Annotated in this window: 16 protein-coding genes and 1 pseudogene; 8 read left to right on the forward strand and 9 right to left on the reverse strand. The window is 61.3% G+C overall.

Annotated elements, in window-relative coordinates; genetic code table 11:
- Nucleotides 1-70: 70 nt before the first annotated feature.
- Nucleotides 71-466, reverse strand: coding sequence for an Ig domain-containing protein (locus EPK82_RS15850; RefSeq protein ID WP_134677191.1), 396 nt, complete (start codon nt 464-466; stop codon nt 71-73).
- A gap of 280 nt (nt 467-746) precedes the next feature.
- Here EPK82_RS15850 and EPK82_RS15855 point away from each other — a divergent pair, with 280 nt between their 5' ends.
- On the forward strand, nt 747-1,082 hold the full coding sequence (locus tag EPK82_RS15855) for a hypothetical protein (protein WP_134677235.1): 336 nt from the start codon (nt 747-749) through the stop codon (nt 1,080-1,082).
- On the forward strand, nt 1,066-1,257 hold the full coding sequence (locus EPK82_RS15860; protein WP_134677192.1) for a DUF1289 domain-containing protein: 192 nt from the start codon (nt 1,066-1,068) through the stop codon (nt 1,255-1,257). The genes EPK82_RS15855 and EPK82_RS15860 overlap by 17 nt, the downstream gene beginning before the upstream one ends.
- 35 nt (nt 1,258-1,292) lie before the next feature.
- Here the strand turns inward: EPK82_RS15860 and EPK82_RS15865 are convergent, their stop codons facing one another.
- Entirely contained in the window at nt 1,293-1,823 is a 531-nt protein-coding gene (locus tag EPK82_RS15865) for an REP-associated tyrosine transposase (RefSeq protein ID WP_134677194.1), read from the reverse strand.
- 243 nt (nt 1,824-2,066) lie between these two features.
- On the opposite strand from EPK82_RS15865, the gene EPK82_RS15870 reads away from it, so the two are divergent.
- On the forward strand, nt 2,067-2,447 hold the full coding sequence (locus tag EPK82_RS15870; RefSeq protein WP_134677196.1) for a hypothetical protein: 381 nt from the start codon (nt 2,067-2,069) through the stop codon (nt 2,445-2,447).
- Between the two features lie 99 nt (nt 2,448-2,546).
- Here EPK82_RS15870 and EPK82_RS15875 read toward each other — a convergent pair whose 3' ends face one another.
- Nucleotides 2,547-2,879: a hypothetical protein gene (locus EPK82_RS15875; protein ID WP_134677198.1), complete on the reverse strand. Its 333-nt coding sequence runs from the start codon at nt 2,877-2,879 to the stop codon at nt 2,547-2,549.
- Between the two features lie 1,114 nt (nt 2,880-3,993).
- Nucleotides 3,994-4,276, reverse strand: a pseudogene (locus EPK82_RS25030) (PAAR domain-containing protein); the annotation flags it as partial.
- A 432-nt stretch (nt 4,277-4,708) separates the two neighbouring features.
- Between EPK82_RS25030 and EPK82_RS15890 the strand changes: the two are divergent.
- On the forward strand, nt 4,709-5,089 hold the full coding sequence (locus tag EPK82_RS15890; protein ID WP_244229993.1) for a hypothetical protein: 381 nt from the start codon (nt 4,709-4,711) through the stop codon (nt 5,087-5,089).
- A gap of 103 nt (nt 5,090-5,192) precedes the next feature.
- Nucleotides 5,193-5,465, forward strand: a complete 273-nt coding sequence (locus tag EPK82_RS25250; protein ID WP_134677200.1) for a DUF7336 domain-containing protein — start codon at nt 5,193-5,195, stop codon at nt 5,463-5,465.
- A 120-nt stretch (nt 5,466-5,585) separates the two neighbouring features.
- Here the strand turns inward: EPK82_RS25250 and EPK82_RS15900 are convergent, their stop codons facing one another.
- Both EPK82_RS15900 and EPK82_RS15905 read right to left on the reverse strand, forming a co-directional pair.
- Complete coding sequence (locus EPK82_RS15900) at nt 5,586-6,116, reverse strand: REP-associated tyrosine transposase (RefSeq protein ID WP_134677201.1); 531 nt, start codon at nt 6,114-6,116, stop codon at nt 5,586-5,588.
- Between the two features lie 153 nt (nt 6,117-6,269).
- On the reverse strand, nt 6,270-6,836 hold the full coding sequence (locus EPK82_RS15905) for an isochorismatase family protein (RefSeq protein ID WP_134677203.1): 567 nt from the start codon (nt 6,834-6,836) through the stop codon (nt 6,270-6,272).
- A gap of 589 nt (nt 6,837-7,425) precedes the next feature.
- On the opposite strand from EPK82_RS15905, the gene EPK82_RS15910 reads away from it, so the two are divergent.
- On the forward strand, nt 7,426-7,710 hold the full coding sequence (locus tag EPK82_RS15910) for a hypothetical protein (RefSeq protein ID WP_134677205.1): 285 nt from the start codon (nt 7,426-7,428) through the stop codon (nt 7,708-7,710).
- A gap of 249 nt (nt 7,711-7,959) precedes the next feature.
- Here the strand turns inward: EPK82_RS15910 and EPK82_RS15915 are convergent, their stop codons facing one another.
- Both EPK82_RS15915 and EPK82_RS15920 read right to left on the reverse strand, forming a co-directional pair.
- Nucleotides 7,960-9,210: a ribonucleotide-diphosphate reductase subunit beta gene (locus tag EPK82_RS15915; RefSeq protein WP_037056419.1), complete on the reverse strand. Its 1,251-nt coding sequence runs from the start codon at nt 9,208-9,210 to the stop codon at nt 7,960-7,962.
- 456 nt (nt 9,211-9,666) lie between these two features.
- A complete protein-coding gene (locus EPK82_RS15920) occupies nt 9,667-12,576 on the reverse strand; it encodes a ribonucleoside-diphosphate reductase subunit alpha (RefSeq protein ID WP_047590851.1) in 2,910 nt (969 codons plus the stop codon).
- A gap of 767 nt (nt 12,577-13,343) precedes the next feature.
- On the opposite strand from EPK82_RS15920, the gene EPK82_RS15925 reads away from it, so the two are divergent.
- Together EPK82_RS15925 and EPK82_RS15930 are read left to right on the forward strand one after the other, a co-directional pair.
- Complete coding sequence (locus EPK82_RS15925) at nt 13,344-14,099, forward strand: response regulator (protein ID WP_047590854.1); 756 nt, start codon at nt 13,344-13,346, stop codon at nt 14,097-14,099.
- Nucleotides 14,100-14,109: 10 nt separating this feature from the next.
- Complete coding sequence (locus EPK82_RS15930) at nt 14,110-15,717, forward strand: ATP-binding protein (RefSeq protein WP_134677206.1); 1,608 nt, start codon at nt 14,110-14,112, stop codon at nt 15,715-15,717.
- Between the two features lie 5 nt (nt 15,718-15,722).
- Here EPK82_RS15930 and EPK82_RS15935 read toward each other — a convergent pair whose 3' ends face one another.
- Nucleotides 15,723-16,427, reverse strand: a complete 705-nt coding sequence (locus EPK82_RS15935) for a 4'-phosphopantetheinyl transferase family protein (protein WP_134677208.1) — start codon at nt 16,425-16,427, stop codon at nt 15,723-15,725.
- Nucleotides 16,428-16,445 lie beyond the last annotated feature (18 nt).

A 16,445-nucleotide genomic window follows, 5' to 3' on the forward strand; every position in this document is an offset into this window, starting at 1 on the left:
CAGGCGGATTCGGTCGATGGGCTGCGGCAATCGTCCCCGGCTACGGCCGCTCACGTGGCGGTGAGCGGCGTTACTCGGCGATCTGCAGCCTGTAGGTGCGCTCGGCGCGTCGGCCGGCGCACTGCGTGCCATAGGTGAGGGCGACGAGATGAACCTCGTAGCTGCCCGGGCGGGTCGGCGTGCCGCTGATCCAGCCATGGTCGTCACGCTCCTGGTGCTCGATTCGCAGGCCCGGCGGCAGGGGCTGCGAATCGTTCACGTAGATGCCAAGCACCGGCGCCGGAGCGTCGCTGACCGCGAGCCTGACGCTGTAGGCCTCGCCCATTCGACCTGCCGGCAGGCTTTCAGGGTGCAACACCGGCCTGGCATTCAGCGCACAGCCCATGCTCATGGCGCCTTGCAGCAGCGTTTCGCAGCCTGTGAGCAGCAGCGGGATGGATGCAATCAGCAATGACTTTCGCAGCATGGGAGTCCTTTCAGCCAGATTCGGCGAGTCGCTACTGCGGCTCGAGCAGATGGACGGCAACACTGCCGAAGGGGGCTGCTCATTCCCTCCTGTATCGTCGGCGCGCTGGCCGGCGACCCCTGCAACTTGCCTGGGGTGTGGCTGCCTGCCGCTACGACATCGAGCCGTCGAGGCGCGAGCATAAGTCGAAAGCGCCTGGGTGAACATGAATCCGTTTCCTTTGCGGGCAGGCCGCTCGGGTAAAATCGCGGCGCACCGACCCCGTCTGCAGAAGAGCCTTATGCCATCGCCGAAACGAAAATACTCAGCTGTGGAGCGCGAGCTGATCCGCACCCTGACCGACGCCTGCGAAACGGCGAAAAGCGAGATCCTCGGCTTCCAGTGGCTGACCCATACTGTGGACTACGCGCAGTTTCCGCAGAGCCTTGTGGTGACCTGGGTGTTCGATAGCGAGGCGAGCCGGGCACGGGCGCTGGCCAGTGCGGACAAGGCGAGAATGCAGGCGCTGACGCTGGCGGCTTTCGACGAGGTGGGCATCAGCGTATCCCGCATCGACGATCACCTAGCGTTCTCGGTCGAGCGACTGGCAAGGGGCAAGCGTGGCCAAGGACATTGAAAACCCCTGCGTGTCGCTGTGCCAGCTCAACAGCGAGTTGTGCGTCAGCTGCGGGCGCACGCGCGAAGAAATCCGCAAGTGGCGGGGCATGAAACGCCCCGAGAAGATGGCCACCGTGCAGAAGGCTGCGGCGCGGATGAAGGTGATTGCCAGGAAGAAGGGCAAAAGTCAGTAGGGTGGATGAGGTCTTCTAATCCACCAGCGGATAGCTCATTCACCATAGTTCCCCTCGACCTGCTCCGGCACAGCGCACCAATCTGCAGGGTAAATACCTTCCGCCACTGCCCGATGGAAACTCGAATAGGGCCAGTCCACCAGCCGTTGCACATGGCCGTGTTTGAGCGGGTTGTAGTGGATGTAATCGAAGTGGTGCTGGTAGTCGCGCTCGTCCCGAATCAGATGCTCCCAGTAACGTCGTTGCCAGATGCCCCGTTCGCGACGATTTTGCTGGCTGGCGTTGAGTGTTTCAGTGCTGGGCAAGCGCCTGCTGAAGGCGAACTTGATCACCTTCCAGCGCCGGGCGAAGTCGGCATCGCCTGGCGGGAGTGTCCACAGGCAATGCATGTGCTCGGGTAGCACCACCCAGGCATCGATATGAAAGGGATGGCGCGCTTTGGTGGCGCGTACCGTTTCGCGCAGCAGGTCGATTTCGCGGATCAGCAGATCGCTGCCACGATCGTGCAGGTTGACGGTGAAAAAGTAAGTGGCACCGGGAACGCGGGCGCGTCGGTAATTGGGCATGGCGGCTCATCCTTGAGCGCGGGTGATGCAAGAACCATGGTGGACAAGCTGCGCGTTGTCCACCCTACAGGTCGAACCCCGCGTTCAGACCGTAGGGTGGATGACGCTCTTTTCATCCACCATTTGCGGGGGGATCTGCTAGCTACTGGCTTGGCGACCAGCGGCAGCCGCAGAGGAAGCACTCAAGCGGCGGCTTGGGATAGGTTACGGGTACCCATCGCAAGAACCACAGGAGTGATCGACATGATTGGTAAGCTCGTTTCCACCGGGTTTCGTGTGGCCACCTTACCCGCGCGGCTGACCTTTCGCAGCGTTCGCGCTCTGGCCATGACACCGGCTGAAGCCAGCCACCTGGTGGAGAGCATGCGCGATGCCTCGGAGCAGGCGGTGCGGGAAATTCAGCAGATGCTGGCCAGTGTCGATGCCGAGATGGGCTTCAAGGCCGCGCATCTGAGCCGGGAGGAGAAGCGCGCGGCCGCCGAACTGGCTCTGTATGCCGCCGAACAGCACCTGAGCATGGCGGCGATCAATATCCTGCGCGCTGTCTGGCTGACGCTGAGTGCTGCCGAACCGCTGCTACCTGCCGAGCCTGCTGAGCGGATCGAACACCAGCCCAGGGACTGAGCCGCTCCGCCAAACCCGAGGTGTAGGCCGGCCGAGAGCATTGCTTCTCGACGTCCGTGACGGGCGATTGGGAGGGATCAGGCGTCCCTGTCGCGGTTTCTACTCGATGACATGCAACGTGTAGATTCGACGAGCGCGCAGCCCGGCGCACTGGGTGCCATAGGTACCCGCGGACAGGTGAACCTCATAGACGCCGGCCCAGGTTGGTGTTCCGACGATGAGGCCGTGGTTGTCTCTATCTTGATGTTCGATTCGCAGGCCTTCCGGCAGTGGCTGCGCGTCGCTCACGTAGATGCCATGAACCGGTGCCGGCGCATCGATGACTTCAAGGGCGACGCGGTACGGCTTACCCACCTGGCCTGTCGGCAGCGTCTCCGGCAGCAATGTCGGCGCTGTTCTCAGCGCGCAGTTTGCGGCCACGCTGCCGAGCATGGCCGTCTCGCAGCCCGCAAGGGACAGAGTAAGAAATGCGACCAGCAATGATCTTCGCAGCATATGAGTCCTTTCAATTTGGCTCAGGGGATTCGGCTAAATACCAAACCCCCGAAGATATCGGTCAGCAATTGAGAAAGCGTATAGCCGCGGCGCACCTGGTGTCCGACGTAACCCCAGGAAAACAGACTCGAGTTGCTGATTAGCTCGCTTGGGTTCGTTCCGCTGGTGATAGTTCCGCTGTGTGTCTGGGGCGCCTGCTCCCATGCGATCCAATGATTTTTGCCCACGCCCATACCGCCTTCGACCATCGTGGCACACACGAGCGAGGTGACATGACTATGCGGCCCCAAGTGATTCAGGAGCTCCATGAACTGTGCTTGGTTGATGTGCCAGCGAAATTGGATATTGTCGAAAAGGACCGTCGCACCGGCCTGGACGAACCAAGATTTGAGTTTGCTCGGAAGAGTGATACCTGCGACCTGGTCGCTCGGAGAGTCGTAATCCATAAAGGCATTTTCACTATCCCGCAGGCTGGCTAGAGATATCCAGTCAATCGCGGATATTCGGTCGCCTTCGGTGCTATCGCTGAAATTGGAAGGATTACGACAGTCATAGCTGGGCTTGATATGCAGCTGCCCAATTGTGGTTTCCCCCGTTTCCCACAGCTCGGTAATCGTTTGGGCGTAGAGGTCGGGCCTGTCCATCAATAAGGCATAGAAAAAAGCAGCGGGGCCACACAGGCTCGTGTCTTGCTGATTGGGATAGGCGGCAATTCTGCTTTGGGATGTCGGCTGCTGACCATGCGCCTTGGCTACCCGTGTTCGCAGTTGATCGGTGATTTTGCTTTTCTCGAACGGGTCGGCGGCAGTCCCTATTGGATTGGCTGGGTCGTTGAAGACGCGGGCCGTAGTTTGCTGATTTTGGAAGCTATCGAGGATGGCCGTCGCAGCGCTCAGTGGATCAGCGGGAGCTGTCGCAGGCGGTGGCGTCTGAGCGGGTGCGACAAAATGGCTGGCTAATGCGGCAGCCGGGGCAGGGGCGCTTCGACTGTTCGCCAGAAGTGCCTGCGTCGCAGCGAAGGCGAGATTGGCTGGTGTGGCAAATGCGGATTGAACCACTGCATCTCCGATGATTACCGTCCCGGAGCCGCCGACGATAACGCCGCCATGATTGGTGGTGCTCCCTATTGTCGTGGCCGGCATACCATTGATGAATACCGTGTTGGAAACAGCGCCTACAATTGAGCCACCACATGCTGTGGTGTCAGCCATTCTGGCTGCTGGAAGGCCATCGAAGATTACGTTGGGAGAGCCAGTTGCGACAGGGTTGTTGCCGTGACCTGGCAGAGGGCAAGAGGTTGGGTCAGATTGGCGAGCCGCCGGTTTTCCGCTCATGAATGTAGCTCCCTGTTGAACGGCATGATCCTAACCCGCCACCTATGTGCAATGTCTTGCACACCTCTGTCCTCACCAGCAGCAATGCGTACTGATTCACGATTATTCCGACGAGGACGGCTGAGCGCACTGGCGAACACTGGGAGTGCGCTTAGTGTCGGTCATTTGCTGCTACACGGGACGATAGTCTGTAGGGTGGATGACGCTCTTTTCATCCACCAACAGCGAGTGTTCGGCTACTCGCCAAAGCCGTACCCTTAACCAAACGTTAGGCCATTCATGTATCGACTCGGACACTTGGTAAATGGAGAATGGGTTGCCCATTCTTACGCTCCCGTCTTTAGCGCTGGTGATCGCATCGTTGCGGGAGTCCCAGGTAGCGACCCAACTATTTTTGAGCGCATGGTCGAGTGTATGGAGCCCCCGTATTACTTGCTCTATGTGCTTCATACACCGCGAGGGGAAGCGGAGGCTGGGCGCTATCAAAGCGAGGCGCTTTCTCTCGCGGAAGTTAAAGGGTTCTTGGCTCAATTCAGTGAGTTTCTCTCAGGGGATGCCCGTTTTGACATTTGGGCGCACTCCCCGAGTGACAAAGGCACTATCGTCTGGGATCGTCACGATCAACTGTTCGCCTATGGCCCGATTGAGCAGTTCTCAGCTGCGCTGCAATCACTTGGCTTCAGTAAGGGCACCACATCAGTTCCCGTTCCACATGAGCATCACTACCGAGCGGAGCTTGATCACTTTGCCCTGGACATAATTTCGTCATTCAACTGGTCATACTCGCCACTTCGACCAGAGGATGAGCAGTGAGCCTGTGGTCCGACATGGCGGTCAAGTGGACCACTACAAAAGCTGCGTTTGGGTTCCCTCCGCACTACGCGCCCCGGCCCCTTTACCTCTACGTTAGGCGTTTATGAAGAGCGTACACGTTGTACAGCACATGCACATTCTCCCCTCTGGTGAGGAAAGTGTTTTATTCATTGGTGTCTACAGTTCATACGACGCGGCAGAGACTGCGATCAAGCGCTTATCTATGCAGCCTGGTTTCTGCAAATACCCGGAAATAATCGATCCAGACATCACCGACCAAGAACAAGGCTTTTACATTGATCTATATGAACTCGACAAAGATCACTGGTCTAGCGGGTACGTAACCATGGTTGGCGACAGTGAATATAAAGCGTAGGCACGCCTAGAAATGCGCTCAACGGTCACCACTGCGTTCGCTGGACGTCCAAAATCTTCGCTTTTGGCCGCCCGTTAGTCAGTAGGGTGGATGAGGTCTTCTTATCCACCAGCGGGTAGCTCATTCACCATAGTTCTCCTCGACCTGCTCCGGCACAGCGCACCAATCTGCAGGGTAAATACCTTCCGCCACTGCCCGATGGAAACTCGAATAGGGCCAGTCCACCAGCCGTTGCACATGGCCGTGTTTGAGCGGGTTGTAGTGGATGTAATCGAAGTGGTGCTGGTAGTCGCGCTCGTCCCGAATCAGATGCTCCCAGCAACGTCGTTGCCAGATGCCCCGTTCGCGACGATTTTGCTGGCTGGCGTTGAGTGTTTCAGTGCTGGGCAAGCGCCTGCTGAAGGCGAACTTGATCACCTTCCAGCGCCGGGCGAAGTCGGCATCGCCTGGCGGGAGTGTCCACAGGCAATGCATGTGCTCGGGTAGCACCACCCAGGCATCGATATGAAAGGGATGGCGCGCTTTGGTGGCGCGTACCGTTTCGCGCAGCAGGTCGATTTCGCGGATCAGCAGATCGCTGCCACGATCGTGCAGGTTGACGGTGAAAAAGTAAGTGGCACCGGGAACGCGGGCGCGTCGGTAATTGGGCATGGCGGCTCATCCTTGAGCGCGGGTGATGCCAGAACCATGGTGGACAAGCTGCGCGTTGTCCACCCTACAGGTCGAACCCCGCGTTCAGACCGTAGGGTGGATGACGCTCTTTTCATCCACCAGCAGCGGTTGTCCGGGCTACTCCCTGCCACGTCATTGGCTGAGTTGTGTGATCAACGTGTCTGATGACATGACCTCGGCATATTCGGCGCCCAGTATGGCCAGCGTCAGCGCATGAACGGTCGAGGCATCCCAGCCGGTCCCATCTGGTCCAATGACAGGTACCGCGGTCGTGGCATCCGAAGGGAGGATGATGGTGTACCCGAGTGCTTTTCCGGCGCGGACCGTGGCATCCATGCTGTTATGGATCACAACGCCAGTTAGAACGATACGTTTTGCTTGCATTCCTTTTAAAACAGCATCCAGCCGGGTGCCTATGAATGCGCAGTTTTCATTCTTGATGATGACGGCTTCGCCCTCTGTCGGCGCGACTTCCTTTTTGATGCCATTCCAGGGGCCATGAAGGTAATAGCTGGAGGTGGGCGTCTTTTCATCGTGCTTTACGTGAAGAACTGGCCAGCCGTTCGAGCGCCAGAATTGCAGGAGGCGTTGGATGACGGACAGGTAATCGGGGTGACTTTTGTCATTCCAGACGGGCTGATCGATGGCGTCCTGAACGTCGAGGATGATCAAGGGGATTTGGCCGGGCGTGTCCTGCACTTTCGTCGTCTCCTTACGATGAGTGTTTAGTGTGCTGCAGTGTTTCTCCATCAACAACCATGGCCGCCCGATAGCTTTCAGGGCTGCGGTGTGGTGGCCCGGCTGTGACGCTCTGCGTAGTCTGCTGGCGTAGGGTGGATGACGCTCTTTTCATCCACCATCAGCGATGGTTCGGGCTACTCGCTTTGACGATGGCATGAACCTTGGTGGACAAGCTTCGCGTTGTCCACCCTACAAATTACGCGAGCAGGTATTCCTGCGTCGGGTGGATGAAGCTCTTTTCATCCGCAGTTAGGAATTGTCCGGCTACTCGCTGATATCCTATTCGAGTCCATCATTAGTTATATAGACGGTGGCTGTCTTGTCTAAATGTCTTTGGCTGGTTGTTGCGCTGCTCTTTCTAGGGTGTGCAAGAAATTACGATTCACCTCCTGCGGAGCTTGGTTATTTTAAGGGTAGTCGTGAGGGGAATACATCATTGTATGAAGTGAGCTTTTCATCGACTGTCAATTTTTTGAATGTCTTTGAACAAAACAAACGCCCTATAAGCAGCATGCTTCGCTGTTCGCTCGAGGGTGGTGAAGTTTCCATGGACCATGAAGCCGATCAATATTCAGCCAGCGGTTTGGTTCCGGTCACTCAAGCGGTGCGGCATGGCGATACCTGGGTATACAGGTCGGCATTAAGTTTCTATGAAAGCCTCAATGGCGGGCGAAGTATGCGTGCGCTGAAGGGTGATGAGTTGCGGCGTGTTCTACAGGGCAAGCAGTTCGTTCCCTGCGTGTATACAGCTACGGCTTATGGCTTCAAATCGTACCGTTCAGGCGTCCTGCAGATTCCCACTGCAGACATTCTGTATGGGCTGAATGAGTAGCTTGAACAGGGCGTGTTTCAGCGGTCTTTCGTACCTGAGGCATGGCCCCTTTCAATCATCGGTTTGATCTGCCACCTGTTGTGCACTGCATGCCTTTTGATACTCGTCATATCGAAATATCGTTGATTGGCTGGATCGTGGAATAGAAAAGCCCCGCACGAGGCGGGGCTTTCATTTTCTCTCGCTAGGCTGAACATCCATATCCAGGCAAAGCGCTTTTGAGTGTTCCTAACGGTCCAGACCCAGGAATCAATCCCAGCTCAACGCCCCACCAGTCTGATACTCGATCACTCGGGTCTCGAAGAAGTTCTTCTCCTTCTTCAGGTCCATGATCTCGCTCATCCACGGGAAGGGGTTGGTGGTGCCCGGGTACTCTTCCTTCAGGCCGATCTGGGTCAGGCGGCGGTTGGCGATGAATTTGAGGTAGTCCTCCATCATCGCCGCGTTCATGCCCAGCACGCCGCGCGGCATGGTGTCACGCGCGTATTCGATCTCCAGCTGGGTGCCCTGCAGGATCATCTGGGTCGCTTCGTCCTTCATCTGGGCATCCCACAGGTGCGGGTTCTCGATCTTGATCTGGTTGATCACGTCGATGCCGAAGTTCAGGTGCATGGATTCGTCGCGCAGGATGTACTGGAACTGCTCGGCGGTGCCGGTCATCTTGTTGCGGCGGCCCATGGACAGGATCTGGGTGAAGCCGCAGTAGAAGAAGATGCCTTCCAGTACGCAGTAGTAAGCGATCAGGTTGCGCAGGAATTGGCGGTCGGTTTCCGGGGTGCCGGTCTGGAACTTGGGATCGGAGATCGAGCGGGTGTACTTGAGGCCCCAGGAGGCTTTCTTCGCGACGCTCGGGATCTCGTGGTACATGTTGAAGATTTCGCCTTCATCCATGCCCAGCGACTCGATGCAGTACTGGTAGGCGTGGGTGTGGATCGCTTCCTCGAAGGCCTGGCGCAGGATGTACTGGCGGCACTCGGGGTTGGTGATCAGGCGGTACACGGCCAGGACCAGGTTGTTGGCAACCAGGCTGTCGGCGGTGGAGAAGAAGCCGAGGTTGCGCATGACGATGCGGCGCTCGTCTTCGCTGAGACCGTCCGTGGATTTCCACAGCGCGATGTCGGCGTTCATGTTCACTTCCTGCGGCATCCAGTGGTTGGCGCAACCATCCAGATACTTCTGCCAGGCCCAGTCGTACTTGAAGGGTACGAGCTGGTTGAGGTCGGCGCGGGCGTTGATCATCTGCTTGTCGCCGACCTGTACGCGCGCGGCGGCGCCTTCGAGGTCGTCCAGGCCTTCCTGGATGTCGAGGTCGTTCAGGGCTTTCTTGGCGCGGGCGACGGCGTCGGAGTCGTTGGCGTCAACGGCGCGTGCTTCTTCGACCGAGCCGGCAGCTTCGCTGTCGAGCTTGTCGAAGTTGGTGCTGGCGCTCTGTGCGGTGGCTTTGCTTGCGGCGACTGCTTCGGCGCCGTCTTCCTTGTCGAATTCATCCCAGCTCAGCATGGCTTGACTCCTGCGTGAGGGCCGGTGAATGTACCGGCCTGTATGGATATACAGATAATTTGAATTATGTTCCGTTGCGTGGTGCGCGCAAGGGTGATCGGGTACCGCTGGTCAGCAGGCGGTGGATTGCTGGCTGACCGTTGCCGCTCGACCCGGAGGAGGAGGGCGGGAATTGGTGGGGAGGGTTGGTTCTGCAGGAGCGGCTCCAATCGCGAGCTTCGCGGCTGAAACCGCTCCTACGGAAGAGCCTTGCCCTCTCCCTGACCCTCTCCCGCAAGCGGGAGAGGGGACTTAATGATGCTTTGCTCTAGAACTGCATCAGACCTTCGAGCGTGCAGCTGAGCGAGTAGTCGCAAGGCACCTGCTGGAGTGGAGCCCCTGAGCGTACGCATGTACGTGATGGGGGCCGCTCTAGCAGGTAACGCCGCGAATGCCGCTCAGATCCACGCGTCAGCCTTACTGACAAGCTTCGCAGTCGGGTTCGTCGATGGCGCAGGCCTTGGGTACTGGCGCCGGAGCCGGGGCGGCCTGCTGGGCAGGGGCCTGGGCCTTGGCCGAGAAGCCGTCGTCACCACCGGCGGATACCGCGTTGAGCTTGCCGGTGTTGATGGTGGACTTCTCGGTGCTGGTGGCGGCCAGGGCACGGAGGTAGTAGGTGGTTTTCAGACCACGGTACCAGGCCATGCGATAGGTCACGTCCAGCTTCTTGCCCGAAGCGCCGGCGATGTACAGGTTCAGCGACTGCGCCTGGTCGATCCACTTCTGGCGGCGGCTGGCGGCGTCGACGATCCACTTGGTTTCCACTTCGAACGCGGTGGCGTACAGGTCCTTGAGGTCCTGCGGGATGCGCTCGATCTGCTGCACGGAGCCGTCGTAGTACTTCAGGTCATTGACCATGACCGGGTCCCACAGGCCGCGGTTCTTCAGGTCGCGTACCAGGTAGGGGTTGATCACGGTGAATTCGCCGGAGAGGTTCGATTTCACGTACAGGTTCTGGTAGGTCGGCTCGATGGACTGCGACACGCCAATGATGTTGGAGATGGTCGCGGTCGGCGCGATGGCCATGATGTTCGAGTTGCGGATGCCTTTCTTCACGCGCTCGCGCACCGGCGCCCAGTCCAGCGACTCGGAGAGGTCGACGTCGATGTACTTCTGGCCACGGGCTTCGATCAGCAGTTGCTGGGAGTCCAGCGGCAGGATGCCCTTGCTCCACAGCGAACCTTCGAAGCTGCTGTAGCTGCCGCGCTCGTCGGCCAGGTCACAGGAAGCCTGGATGGCGTAGTAGCTGATGGCTTCCATCGACTTGTCGGCGAAGTCGATGGCGGCATCGGAACCGTAGGCGATGTGCTGCAGGTACAGGGCGTCCTGGAAGCCCATCAGGCCGAGGCCGACCGGACGGTGCTTGAAGTTGGAGTTACGTGCCTGGTCGACGCTGTAGTAGTTGATGTCGATGACGTTATCGAGCATGCGTACAGCGGTCTTGACGGTGCGGCCGAGTTTCTCGATGTCCAGCTTGCCGTCGACGATGTGGTTGACCAGGTTGACCGAACCCAGGTTGCAGACGGCGATCTCGTCCTTGTTGGTGTTCAGGGTGATCTCGGTGCACAGGTTGGAGCTGTGTACCACGCCGACGTGCTGCTGCGGGCTGCGCAGGTTGCACGGGTCCTTGAAGGTCAGCCACGGGTGGCCGGTCTCGAACAGCATCGAGAGCATCTTGCGCCACAGGTCCTTGGCCTGGATGGTCTTGTACAGCTTGATCTTGCCGTACTCGATCAGGGCTTCGTAGTACTCGTAGCGCTCTTCGAAGGCCTTGCCGGTCAGGTCGTGCAGGTCCGGCACTTCGCTCGGGGAGAACAGGGTCCACTTGCCGTCTTCGAAGACGCGCTTCATGAACAGGTCCGGAATCCAGTTGGCGGTGTTCATGTCGTGGGTACGACGACGGTCGTCACCGGTGTTCTTGCGCAGCTCGAGGAATTCCTCGATGTCCATGTGCCAGGTTTCCAGGTAGGCGCAGACCGCGCCCTTGCGCTTGCCACCCTGGTTGACGGCGACGGCGGTGTCGTTGACCACCTTGAGGAAGGGCACGACGCCCTGGGACTTGCCGTTGGTGCCCTTGATGTAGGAGCCCAGCGCGCGCACCGGGGTCCAGTCATTGCCCAGGCCGCCGGCGAATTTGGACAGCATGGCGTTGTCGTGGATGGCGCCGTAGATGCCCGACAGGTCGTCCGGCACGGTGGTCAGGTAGCACGAGGACAGCTGCGGACGCAGGGTGCCGGCGTTGAACAGGGTCGGGGTCGACGCCATGTAGTCGAACGAGGACAGCAGGTTGTAGAACTCGATGGCGCGCTCTTCGCGGTTCTTCGGCTCTTCGATGGCCAGGCCCATGGCCACGCGCATGAAGAACACCTGCGGCAGTTCGAAGCGGATGCCGTCCTTGTGGATGAAGTAGCGGTCGTACAGGGTCTGCAGGCCGAGGTAGGTGAACTGCTGGTCACGCTCGTGGTTCAGCGCGCGGCCCAGTTTCTCCAGGTCGTACTCTTTCAGTTTCGGGTCGAGCAGTTCGAACTCGGCGCCTTTGTCGACGTAGGCCGGCAGGGCCTTGGCGTACAGGTCGGCCATCTCGTGGTGAGTGGCGCTGGTGGTGATGTCGAGGAAGCTCAGGGCCTCGGCGCGGATGTTGTCCATCAGCAGGCGGGCGGTGACGTAGCTGTAGTTCGGCTCACGCTCGACCAGGGTACGGGCGGTCATCACCAGGGCGGTGTTGACGTCCTTCTCGGCCACGCCGTCGTACAGGTTCTTCAGGGTTTCGCGCTCGATCAGCGAACCGTCGACCTCGGCCAGGCCTTCGCAGGCTTCGCGGATGATGGTCTGCAGGCGGCCCATGTCCAGCGGCTGCAGTTCACCGCTGGCGGTGGTGATGCGGATGCTCGGGTGCGGCTGTGCGATGTCGCTGCCGGCGTTGGCGCTCTTGCGCTTGTTGGCCTGGGCTTCGCGGTAGATCACGTAGTCGCGGGCGACCTTCTGCTCGCCGGCGCGCATCAGGGCCAGTTCGACCTGGTCCTGGATCTCTTCGATGTGGATGGTGCCGCCGGACGGCATGCGGCGCTTGAAGGTGGCGGTGACCTGCTCGGTCAGGCGCGCGACGGTGTCATGGATACGCGACGAGGCGGCGGCGGTGCCACCTTCCACAGCGAGGAACGCCTTGGTGATGGCAACGGTGATCTTGTCATCGGTGTAGGGGACGACGGTGCCGTTGCGCTTGATCACGCGCAGTTGGCCGGGCGCGGTGGCTGCCAGATCCTGGGAGGAATCGGCGGCCTGCGGCGCCACGGCCTGCGGGTTCTCGCGAGTGGTGTCGGTATGCATGGAGATCTCCGTGTTCTGTAATTTTCTGGTTGGACGTCACGACAGTAGATGCCGCGCCTTGTCCGCCGTTCATTCCATTAACAACTGTTCCGCACGCGGCAGGCGAGGCCGGGCACGGGGTGTCGCAAGAGCTGGCAGGGTGGGCACGACTTGAAGTGCCGTCCTGGCGCATAAGTCTGGCGAGGCATTACGGCACCTCACCTACTACATATAGTGGTCGACAGCTGAATCTGTTCACTGTCTGACCTGCTCACGCGTATCGTCGAGCGATGCGGCGTGGCCATGACCCGGGTCAGGCCCGGGTCGTGCAAAACGTTTGAACGAAATACCTGGAAAACCCTGTGAAAAGGGCTTGCGCGATGCGTTCTTGTAGTGTCCAGTTTTTCGTTGTGACCCAACATCTGGTGGGTGTCGCGCGATGGGGATACAAGATAGTGCGCTGTTTGAGGCATTGCAAGGCGCCGGGAAAAGAACAACCTGTGGATAAGATGTGAGTGCCTTGTGGGTGTGCCGGGCCAAGCGCCCGTGTTCTCTGGCTCTGGCTGCCGATGACCGTTCGTCGCCCCTGACGGAAGGATCTGCACGCGTTGGCGAAGCTGCCCGGTGCCGCACAGACTAACACTATATGTAGTGATCTTGGCATGTGCTGTGCTAGCGCCTGGCGTGCGGCGCAGGAGCCTGGTTTGCCGCTCGCACCGAGGTGCTGACAACCCCTAGAATGGCCGCTGTGGTTGCGGCACTGGCCGGCATGCGAAAGGGGATAGGGTGTGGAACAAGAAGCGTGGCAGATTCTGATCGTCGAGGATGACCAACGCCTGGCGCAGTTGACCCGCGAGTATCTGGAAGGCAACGGCTTGCGCGTGGCCATCGAGGCCGACGGCGCCCGTGCCGCCGCGCGCATTCTCGCCGAGCAGCCGGACCTGGTGATCCTCGACCTGATGCTGCCGGGCGAAGACGGCCTGAGCATCTGCCGCAAGGTGCGTGCGGGCTACAAGGGGCCGATCCTGATGCTCACCGCCCGCACCGACGACATGGACCAGGTGCTGGGCCTGGAGATGGGCGCCGACGACTATGTGTGCAAGCCGGTGCGCCCGCGTGTGTTGCTGGCGCGCATCCGGGCGCTGCTGCGAAGGCGCGAAGGCGCGGAGGGCGAGCGCGACGAAGGCCAGCCACGACGCCTGCAGTTCGGCCCGCTGGCCATCGACAGCGCCATGCGCGAGGCCTGGCTCGGCGAGCAGGGCATCGAGCTGACCAGCGCCGAGTTCGACCTGCTCTGGCTGCTGGCGGTCAACGCCGGGCGCATCCTCTCGCGCGAGGAGATCTTCAACGCCCTGCGCGGCATCGAGTACGACGGCCAGGACCGTTCCATCGACGTGCGCATCTCGCGCATCCGCCCGAAGATCGGCGACGACCCCATGCACCCGCGTCTGATCAAGACGGTGCGCAGCAAGGGCTACCTGTTCGTCGCCGAAGCCGCCGAGGCGCTGCCGCACGGCGACGCGGCGCCCGTCGTGCGCAACTGACCGGGCGCCCATGAATTCGATCTTCCTGCGTATCTACGGCGGCATGCTCGCCGCGCTGGTGCTGGTGGCGCTGCTTGGCGTCGGCGCGCTGCACCTGGTCAACGAGGTGCGCGCCGACCAGTACCGTGAAAGCCTGGCGCGCGGCACCTTTCGCCTGATGGCGGACAACCTGCTGCCGATGAACGAGGTGGAGCGCCGGCGCGCCCTGGTCGTGTGGTCGCGGCTGCTCGGTATTCCCCTGGAGCTGCAGGCGATGAGCGACGTGGCGCTGGAGAGCCGCGAGCGCAATCGCCTGCAGCGCGGCCACGTGCTGGTGCAGCAGACCGGGCCGCACTCGGCCAGGGTCTATGGCCTGCTCGACGGCAAGCAGCCGTTGCTGCTGACCGGCGAGATCCAGCAGGTCAGCGAGCAGCTGGCGCGGGCCACCAACTACCTGCTGATCGACGAACTGGTGCGTTATCCGGTGGACGAACAGCCGCGCCGCCTGGCCGAGCTGAAGGAGGACAAGCAGTTCGGCTTCGACCTGCAACTGGTGCAGCTGGAGGATGCCAGCATCGATCTCGACCAGCGTCGGCGGATCGACGAGGGCGACACGGTGATGGCGCTGGGCAAGGGTGGTGACTCGATCTATGTCTTCTCCGGCATCGTCGACACGCCCTGGGTGCTGGAGATCGGTCCGCTGTACCAGATGAATCCCTATCCGCCGCAGCTGCTGGTGCTGATCGGCGCGCTGGGGCTGAGCCTGATCGGCCTGATCGTCTACCTGCTGGTGCGCTCCCTGGAGCAGCGCCTGCGCGGGCTCGAGGGCGCCGCCACGCGGATTGCCAGTGGCCGCCTGGATGCCCGCGTGCCGGCGCGTGGCGCCGACTCGGTGGGGCGCCTGGCGAGCAGCTTCAACGCCATGGCCGAGCACCTGCAGACTTCGCTGAGTACCCAGCGCGAGCTGGTGCGGGCGGTGTCCCACGAGCTGCGCACGCCGGTGGCGCGCCTGCGCTTCGGCCTGGAGATGATCGCCGATGCGCCGAACGAGGCGGCGCGCAGCACGTACATGGAGGGCATGGACAGCGACATCCAGGACCTCGACAAGCTGGTCGACGAGATGCTCACCTACGCGCGCCTGGAGCAGGGCTCGCCGGCGCTGAACTTCCAGCAGGTGGAGCTCAAGGCGCTGATCGACCAGGTGATTGACGAGCTGGCGCCGCTGAGCAATCGGGTGCGCGTGGAGTGCGGCGCGGTGCTCAGCGTGCAGGCGGGCGGGGTGTGCTGGGTCGAAGCCGAACCGCGCTACCTGCACCGTGCCCTGCAGAACCTGGTGAGCAACGCCATGCGTCATGCCGAGGGGCGTGTGCTGATCAGTTGCCAGGTGGGCTACAAACGCTGCCGGATCGATGTCGAGGACGATGGTCCGGGCGTGCCGGAAGAGGCCTGGGAGCGCCTGTTCAGCCCCTTCCTGCGTCTCGACGACAGTCGCACGCGGGCCTCCGGCGGGCACGGCCTCGGCCTGTCCATCGTGCGGCGGATCATCTACTGGCATGGCGGTCGGGCGCAGATCGGTTGCAGCGACAGCCTCGGCGGTGCGCGCTTCAGCCTGGTGTGGCCACGGCGTCAGGGGGAGTAGGGCGCTCAGGCTGCCACGGCGACCAGGCTGAGCAGCCTGTCGTCGAACCGGGCGAACTGGCCCTCCAGCTCGGCGCCCGTGCGCCAGTCCGGGTGCAGGTCGATCAGCAGGCGCAGGCGGGCGCTGTCGTGATCGGCTTCGAGCAGCTCGGCGTCGTGGAAATAGAAGCGCGTCAGGGTCAGCGGGTAGAGCGCCTTGAACAGGCTTTCCTTCAGCGAGAAGGTCAGGCTGATGCGCAGGGCGCGGGCCGCGTCGTCCAGAGGCTGCAGGCGCTGCAGCTCGGCCTCGGTGAGAATCTCTCCCTGCAGGCGCAGGGCGCGCTCCGTCGGCAGCAGGCGCTCCACGTCCAGGCCCAGGGCGCGCCAGCGATTGCGCGGGGCGACCAGCGCGGCGGCCCAGTTGTCACCGTGGGTGATCGAGCCGGCGACGCCTGAAGGCCACTGCGGCGCACGATCGTCACCGACGGCCGGCACCTGGGCGTTGCCGGTCACGCGGCGCAGGGCTTCGCGGGCGCAGAGGCGACCGGCCAGGTATTCGGCCTGGCGCTTGGCCACGCCGCGCACTGGCGCGATGGCGCAGCGGGGGAAGTCGTCGGCGGCCAGCTGCGTGGGGTCGAAGCGCGTGCTGATCAGCTGCGCACCGGCCAGCGGGCGGGGCAGTGGGTCGTGGTCGTCGAGCGGGCTGCAGCAGGCGGGGTGGTAGGCATTCATGGCCGCGATTGTGCCGCG

Source organism: Ectopseudomonas khazarica, from assembly GCF_004521985.1.
Taxonomy (GTDB): domain Bacteria; phylum Pseudomonadota; class Gammaproteobacteria; order Pseudomonadales; family Pseudomonadaceae; genus Aquipseudomonas; species Aquipseudomonas khazarica.

Excerpts from the sequence above, each read along its gene's own strand:
- EPK82_RS15865 (WP_134677194.1), bottom strand. The coding sequence starts at position 1,823 with ATGCCCAATTACCGACGCGCCCGCGTTCCCGGTGCCACTTACTTTTTC.
- EPK82_RS15875 (WP_134677198.1), bottom strand. The coding sequence starts at position 2,879 with ATGCTCGGCAGCGTGGCCGCAAACTGCGCGCTGAGAACAGCGCCGACA.
- EPK82_RS15935 (WP_134677208.1), bottom strand. The coding sequence starts at position 16,427 with ATGAATGCCTACCACCCCGCCTGCTGCAGCCCGCTCGACGACCACGAC.
- EPK82_RS25250 (WP_134677200.1), top strand. The coding sequence starts at position 5,193 with ATGAAGAGCGTACACGTTGTACAGCACATGCACATTCTCCCCTCTGGT.
- EPK82_RS15855 (WP_134677235.1), top strand. The coding sequence starts at position 747 with ATGCCATCGCCGAAACGAAAATACTCAGCTGTGGAGCGCGAGCTGATC.
- EPK82_RS15870 (WP_134677196.1), top strand. The coding sequence starts at position 2,067 with ATGATTGGTAAGCTCGTTTCCACCGGGTTTCGTGTGGCCACCTTACCC.
- EPK82_RS15920 (WP_047590851.1), bottom strand. The coding sequence starts at position 12,576 with ATGCATACCGACACCACTCGCGAGAACCCGCAGGCCGTGGCGCCGCAG.
- EPK82_RS15900 (WP_134677201.1), bottom strand. The coding sequence starts at position 6,116 with ATGCCCAATTACCGACGCGCCCGCGTTCCCGGTGCCACTTACTTTTTC.
- EPK82_RS15930 (WP_134677206.1), top strand. The coding sequence starts at position 14,110 with ATGAATTCGATCTTCCTGCGTATCTACGGCGGCATGCTCGCCGCGCTG.
- EPK82_RS15850 (WP_134677191.1), bottom strand. The coding sequence starts at position 466 with ATGCTGCGAAAGTCATTGCTGATTGCATCCATCCCGCTGCTGCTCACA.
- EPK82_RS15915 (WP_037056419.1), bottom strand. The coding sequence starts at position 9,210 with ATGCTGAGCTGGGATGAATTCGACAAGGAAGACGGCGCCGAAGCAGTC.
- EPK82_RS15910 (WP_134677205.1), top strand. The coding sequence starts at position 7,426 with ATGGACCATGAAGCCGATCAATATTCAGCCAGCGGTTTGGTTCCGGTC.